The organism is Acidobacteriota bacterium (assembly GCA_040756905.1).
Taxonomy (GTDB): Bacteria; Acidobacteriota; Aminicenantia; order JBFLYD01; family JBFLYD01; genus JBFLYD01.
In genome coordinates this window covers 1-5,725 of sequence record JBFLYD010000045.1, presented here as the reverse complement: position 1 = coordinate 5,725, position 5,725 = coordinate 1, and the positions used below count along the sequence as shown (strand labels likewise).

The 5,725-nt window shown below is 33.6% G+C and carries 7 protein-coding genes; all 7 read right to left on the bottom strand.

What is annotated here, in order from left to right; translation table 11 throughout:
* Positions 1–224: 224 nt before the first annotated feature.
* Positions 225–1,727, bottom strand: a complete 1,503-nt coding sequence (locus AB1410_07775) for a Wzz/FepE/Etk N-terminal domain-containing protein (protein MEW6456591.1) — start codon at positions 1,725–1,727, stop codon at positions 225–227.
* A gap of 129 nt (positions 1,728–1,856) precedes the next feature.
* Positions 1,857–2,285: a PIN domain-containing protein gene (locus AB1410_07770; GenBank protein ID MEW6456590.1), complete on the bottom strand. Its 429-nt coding sequence runs from the start codon at positions 2,283–2,285 to the stop codon at positions 1,857–1,859.
* The gene (locus AB1410_07765; GenBank protein ID MEW6456589.1) at positions 2,275–2,517 is read right to left on the bottom strand and encodes a DUF6364 family protein; all 243 of its coding nucleotides are present in this window, start codon (positions 2,515–2,517) and stop codon (positions 2,275–2,277) included. The genes AB1410_07770 and AB1410_07765 overlap by 11 nt, the downstream gene beginning before the upstream one ends.
* Positions 2,518–2,940: 423 nt before the next feature.
* The gene (locus AB1410_07760; protein ID MEW6456588.1) at positions 2,941–3,768 is read right to left on the bottom strand and encodes a hypothetical protein; all 828 of its coding nucleotides are present in this window, start codon (positions 3,766–3,768) and stop codon (positions 2,941–2,943) included.
* Positions 3,769–3,959: 191 nt separating this feature from the next.
* Complete coding sequence (locus tag AB1410_07755) at positions 3,960–4,940, bottom strand: transposase (protein ID MEW6456587.1); 981 nt, start codon at positions 4,938–4,940, stop codon at positions 3,960–3,962.
* A gap of 72 nt (positions 4,941–5,012) precedes the next feature.
* A complete protein-coding gene (locus tag AB1410_07750) occupies positions 5,013–5,231 on the bottom strand; it encodes a DUF2283 domain-containing protein (GenBank protein ID MEW6456586.1) in 219 nt (72 codons plus the stop codon).
* The gene (locus tag AB1410_07745; GenBank protein MEW6456585.1) at positions 5,228–5,509 is read right to left on the bottom strand and encodes a hypothetical protein; all 282 of its coding nucleotides are present in this window, start codon (positions 5,507–5,509) and stop codon (positions 5,228–5,230) included. Before AB1410_07745 ends, AB1410_07750 begins: the two co-directional genes overlap by 4 nt.
* Positions 5,510–5,725: the final 216 nt, after the last annotated feature.

Sequence of the window (5,725 nt, the reverse complement as noted above, 5' to 3'; positions counted from 1 at the left end):
TATGTTAAATAGAAGACTTGGAAAAACATTAATTTTTGTATGCACTGATGTACGCCTTCTCAATATTGCAAAGATTGAGGGTTTTATTACCATAAATCCTGAAGAGTCTTCCTCATTTGATTCTTAGTGCTAACTTTTTCATTAATTTATAAACAAAAAAGGCGAAGAAAATCATTTGATTCCCTCCGCCTTTTTTTGATTTTAACTATTATTTGTTAATTTTTTTAGATTCTCACCCTCTGTTGATTCTCAGTCAATTTTATTTTTGAAAGGTATTCCAGGAAAAATGCAAGGAAAACCATTAAGAAGCCGCCTGCAAAGAATGCAATCATTACATTCAATCGCTTCTTTGGTTTTATCGATCGCTCTGGAATTATCGGGTACTTATGGATTTTAAATTCCTGTATGTTATTTTTAAGGAATTTAAAGTTCTCAACTTGAATCTGGGATGATTCTATACTTCTCTGGAGTTCTTCTGAATTCTTTTTATAATTTATTCCTAACATTTCTAAGTCATATTGAAGAGATTCTAAATTGCTTTTATGGTTATTTTCCAATATCTCTAATTGGTTTTTTAGGTCTTGCATTGATTTTTTAAAATTGTTTTCTAAGGTCTCCATCTGATTATTAAATTCCTCTAATGATTTCTTTAAAGATACTTCTAATAAATCGGATTCTCTCTGACTATCCTCAATTGTTTTCTTTAAATCCCTTTCTCTTAACTCCAAATCCAATGTCAAACGAGTTTGTAAGTCATTGTAATATCTTTGATTATTTTGCATATCATTTGTGTAAAGAAGAACTGCCATTGCATCATTTGGATTATTAGCCTGAACTTTCCTTCTCTCCTCTGCTAATTTGTCTAATCTTTCTTTTGTTTCTTTTAACTGCTGATTGACCACTTCTTTTTGTTTCAAAACAACAGAAAGGTCTTCTTTTGTTATTTCAATTTTTTTCTTCATATTTTCAATTTTTATTTTATGGTCTTCCTCAGTTGTTTTAATTTTATTTTCCAAATCTTTCTTCTTGATATTATAATCTTCTTCTGTAGTTTTGATTTTATTCTCTAAATCACTTTTTTTAATACTATAATCTTCCTTTGTAAGCTGAGTCCTTTTTTCCAAATTCTCTTTGTTTGTTTTATAATCCTCATCTCCAAAAATAATCTTGTTTTTTAAATTTTCAATCTTTATATTCAATTCTCGAATTTTTGTATCTATGTTATCTTTTTCAAGATTTATCCTGTCTCTGTAATGCTCTCGAAGTATCGAAGTAAGCTTTTCTAATACTAATTTAGCCTGATTTGGCTTTGCACTTTCAATGGACAAATCAATCAATGTTGTATCTCTTGGGATCTGTAATTTTATTTTTGGCATTTCTCCCTCTTTAAGGTTCAAATCTCTCATTATCTGCTCATCAAAAGTTCTTCCTTCGATTATTCCCTTCAAAGTAATAGGAGATTCTAATTCTCTCAACTGGACGTTTCCTTCGTTTAAAAATGCCACTCTTGGAGGCTGGATAATTGAGCTAATCTTATAAACCTTTGGAAGCATAAAGGAAACAACACCAGCAGTAAAAGTGGTAATAAAAGTCCCTAAAATTATAAGCCACTTCCATTTCCATAAAACAATAAGGTAATCCTTTAACTCAACTTCATCCGCTCCAAATTGCTCGCCTCTAAACTGATTTCTTCTCAATTGCTCATCCGATTTATACTGTTCCTCCATTTTTCCTCCTCAATGCTTATTATCACACTAAAAAAATTTCGTCAATGCGGTTTAGTTAACAATCTTTAATATAATTATGTAAATTTAGTTAATCAAGCTGTACAATTATAGCCAATCCCTGATATTTTCCTATCCTTCTACAAAAGGATTCTTGATCTTAACACCACCGATTATTTGTTCACCGGACAGATCTTCAGATAACAAAAATGCCGCACCACCTTTTATAGCAGCCTGAATGACCATAGAATCCCAAAAAGAATACTTATATTTGGAATGTATTTCTATAGCCTCTAATAAGGATTGTCCATCATTTACAACGACATCCCATCTCAAGAGGTCGCTTACAATTCCCCTCGCAAATTTTACATTTAATGGTTTTGATATATTCTTTGTTATGCTTACAAAGAATTCCTGTAGTACTTGGGTGCTTAGAATCCCAAGTCCGGAATCCCATAAATCCACCACAATTTTTTTAGCTGTCTCATGTTTCTTTTCCGCAGAAACATCATAGGCATAAATAATGATATTTGTATCTAAAAATACCTTATCACCTGGCATGAAGTTTTTCTCTTGATATTGTAATACGACCTTCTGTTCCAAGATCAAGCCCTACTTTAAGAAGCCTTAATTGTCTCTCTCTTGCTTTTTTATACCCTGTATCTTCTCTGACTTTCTCTTCAAGAGCCTCTCTCATAAGTTCGCTCAAAGATTTTTCTTTTTTCACTGCTATTAATTTAGCTTTTTTTAATAAGGACTTGGGCAATGATAAAGTTACATTCTGCCTATCCATAGTAATTTTCCCTCCTTAAATATTTCACATAAATATGTATATCACATTTTTTTGTGTTTATCAATTATCGGGTCAAATTATCGGGGGTCAGGTCTCAACATTTGACATTTCTGCATTAATCCTGGCTAATCCTATTTAGGTCACCATGGTAGGTTTTTATTTCTTTAATTCTTCTCAAGGTTTTCTCTTTTATATTTCCCCTTGCAGTTATACAATAAACTTCATTCTCAAAGGATAATCTTAAAGGTCTTGTCATTGGAGGAAAGATTGGAAAGGTTAATGAGAAATCAGCAAAATGTCAAATGTTGAGACCTGACCCCGTTTTTGCTGAACTTGTTTCATGGGTTGATTTGGGGGTTGCTTTTCGCAAGGCTAAAGCCTTGCCCTACATCTATTTATTTTTAACGTTCACTATAAATAGACTCACTCTATTTTCCCAACCTTTATTCCCAGCTCTCGCCTGTCTTCTCCTATGCCAAAATCAATCGGTCTCCAGGTTCTTGAAACCTCAAAATGAATCACAAACTTTTTCCACAACACTTTTTCTCCCAGATTTATCCTCACCTCATGCCACAGATTATCCTCCAACCTAATATTACTCTTCACGGATTCCTGATCACGGATCACTTTTATCTTCACTAATACTGGCCTCTCTTTCACATCAGGATTTCCAGCAGAAACAGGAATTAAAATCTCATCTTTATTTGTGTTAAATTCCATCATGGCTCTATCAGAAGTCCATCTGAATGGGAATTTTCTGATATCTTCCCATCCATAAAACCCAATCCCTTCCTCTCCAATTTCATCCCTGAAGTGAGCTTTTGCTACTCCTATTCCTAAATTCCTCGGGTCAGGTAAACCAAGGGTCTTTAAAGGATTCCATGTTCTTGATACTTTGAATGAAAAAAATATATCCTTTCCCAGATATTGAGGAAAATAATATGCCCTCATCATCCATTTATTCTCTCTTATCTTAAACTCCTCAAGAGGCTGTCCCTTTTTAAATGGATCCTCTGAGAAGAAAACTTTTACATCAAGGGGATTTTTCTCTAAATCAGGATGGGAAGCTATGACTGGAATAATTACAAAGGGCTTTTCAATAGTTTGAGTATATCCAGCTCCTTTTTTTGACCATCTATACTCTCCATAAGGTCCCTCTTCCCACTTATCAAATCCATAATCTTGCTTCCATCCAAACTCCTTTGTCCTTGAAGGAATGGAAAGAGATGTCATCGAATAGTATAAAAACACCCCTCCATAAACCAGAATTATTCCCCAGAAGAGTATCTTTTTCCAAATTTTGGGTTCAATTTTGGGGTCAGGTCTCAACATTTGACATTTCTACATTAATCTTATCTTAATCCCATTAAGGTCGATATGTGGTTTTTAAGGTCACTATGGTTACTTTTTTATTTTTCATTTTTTCTATGCTTTTTATTTCTTTAATCTTTCTCATTGTCTGATTTTCTAAGAGCTTCTTCAGCCACATCTTTAATCTTCAGAATTCTTCTATCAGTCTTAATCTTATCCTCAAATCTTCTTACAGCTTGAGAGACAGCTCCATAGTCCATCTCAAACAGTTCTCCTATCTCATTCAATGATAATGCGGAATATTTTTTTATCATGTACAATGCTATATGACGGTAAATGTTACGGTTTTTCTTTCTGAAGATTTCATCACTCTCTATTTCAAAGACCTCAGAGATTTTCCTTATTATTTCCTCAGCCATCAATGAGTCTGATCTGGCAATCCTGGTTTCGCTTATTTCTCTTTTCTGACCTATCGACACTATTTTTTCCTTTATCTTCTCAACAAACCATTCACTACCAAGAACGATACCTTTGTAAGTATTCTCGAGAGGGTTTTTCATATTTTTTCTTTCAAGAATAAATCTTTTGTATTTTTCTGCGGCTCGTTTTAAATCATCATCCAGCTGGTTCAGTATAAACGATGTATCTAACCTCTCTACCGAAGGCATTCCTTCTCCAATATATTCTAAAAAGCTACTCCATTTGTACTGTTCGATGTTCTTAACTATCCCTGCTCTTAAGGGATTTAAGTGAATATAGGCGGAAAGCTCTAAAGCGTAATTATCCTCATCAACAAGAATTGACTTATATCTTCCCTGAAATACCACTCCAACGATTTTATGGGCAGCCTTGAACCAGTTGGTGTAGGATGCATTAAGATAATGCATTCCATCTGTTATGTTTGCAAGGGGAGTCTTTATAAAAAGGTGATAATGATTATCCATAAGGCAATAGGAATAGCAAATGAAAGAGTACTTCTTAAAGGTTTCATTCAATTTCTCCAGGAATACTCTTTTGTCATTTTCTGAATAAAAGATTTTCTCTTTTCTGTTTCCCCTTGCAGTTACATGATAAACTGCATTCTCAAAGGATAATCTTAAAGGTCTTGTCATTGGATGAAAGATTGGAAAGATTAATGAAAAATCAGCAAAATGTCAAATGTTGAGACCTGACCCTGTTTGGTACTAAGGTGAAGCAGTTTGAAGTTTCTTCTCCATTAACCCTATGACATCTTTTAATACTTGAGATGCATTAAAAACCTCTATCCCAATCAGATTGCCCGATTCATCTAACTCCATATTCACTCCTGGTGCGAGTTCCACAATCTCTGCTTCTCGTCCCTCTTTGGCAAGATAAAGAATGTCTTGTTCTTTATCATAATATACTTTGAAATCTTCTTTCATACTTTCCTCCACCTGCCAGTGGCAATCCTCTTTTCTTTTTGTCCTTCTTTTAATGGATGTATTGTCAGAAGGACTGCACAATCTTCCTCAAGTTTATACGCTAACATTACCTCTCTCATTTTATTATAAACCTCCACTTTCATTATTACAATAAAGTGCCCAGTTTTTTCATCGATATACCTTTCTTTAGATTGGTCAAATATTCTTTTTGGTAGTTCATAGTCAAGCTTTCTCAATAATAATCTATTTTCAATATGTTGAGAATATTGTATCTTCATTCATTTTTTATAAATTTTCCAATTTTATTTTATATCCAAAATGGGGTCTTCTCTCCAAAATCAAAACGGGGTCAGTTTTACAAAACGGGGTCAGGTCTCAACATTTGACATTTCTACATTAACCATGGCCAATCCCATTTGGGTCGCTATGTGTTTTTAAGGTCGCCACTGTAGCTTTTTTATTTTTCATTATTTCTGTGCTTTTTTCATATTTAT

Excerpts from the sequence above, each read along its gene's own strand:
- AB1410_07770 (MEW6456590.1), bottom strand. The coding sequence starts at position 2,285 with ATGCCAGGTGATAAGGTATTTTTAGATACAAATATCATTATTTATGCC.
- AB1410_07775 (MEW6456591.1), bottom strand. The coding sequence starts at position 1,727 with ATGGAGGAACAGTATAAATCGGATGAGCAATTGAGAAGAAATCAGTTT.
- AB1410_07745 (MEW6456585.1), bottom strand. The coding sequence starts at position 5,509 with ATGAAGATACAATATTCTCAACATATTGAAAATAGATTATTATTGAGA.
- AB1410_07755 (MEW6456587.1), bottom strand. The coding sequence starts at position 4,940 with ATGACAAGACCTTTAAGATTATCCTTTGAGAATGCAGTTTATCATGTA.
- AB1410_07750 (MEW6456586.1), bottom strand. The coding sequence starts at position 5,231 with ATGAAAGAAGATTTCAAAGTATATTATGATAAAGAACAAGACATTCTT.
- AB1410_07765 (MEW6456589.1), bottom strand. The coding sequence starts at position 2,517 with ATGGATAGGCAGAATGTAACTTTATCATTGCCCAAGTCCTTATTAAAA.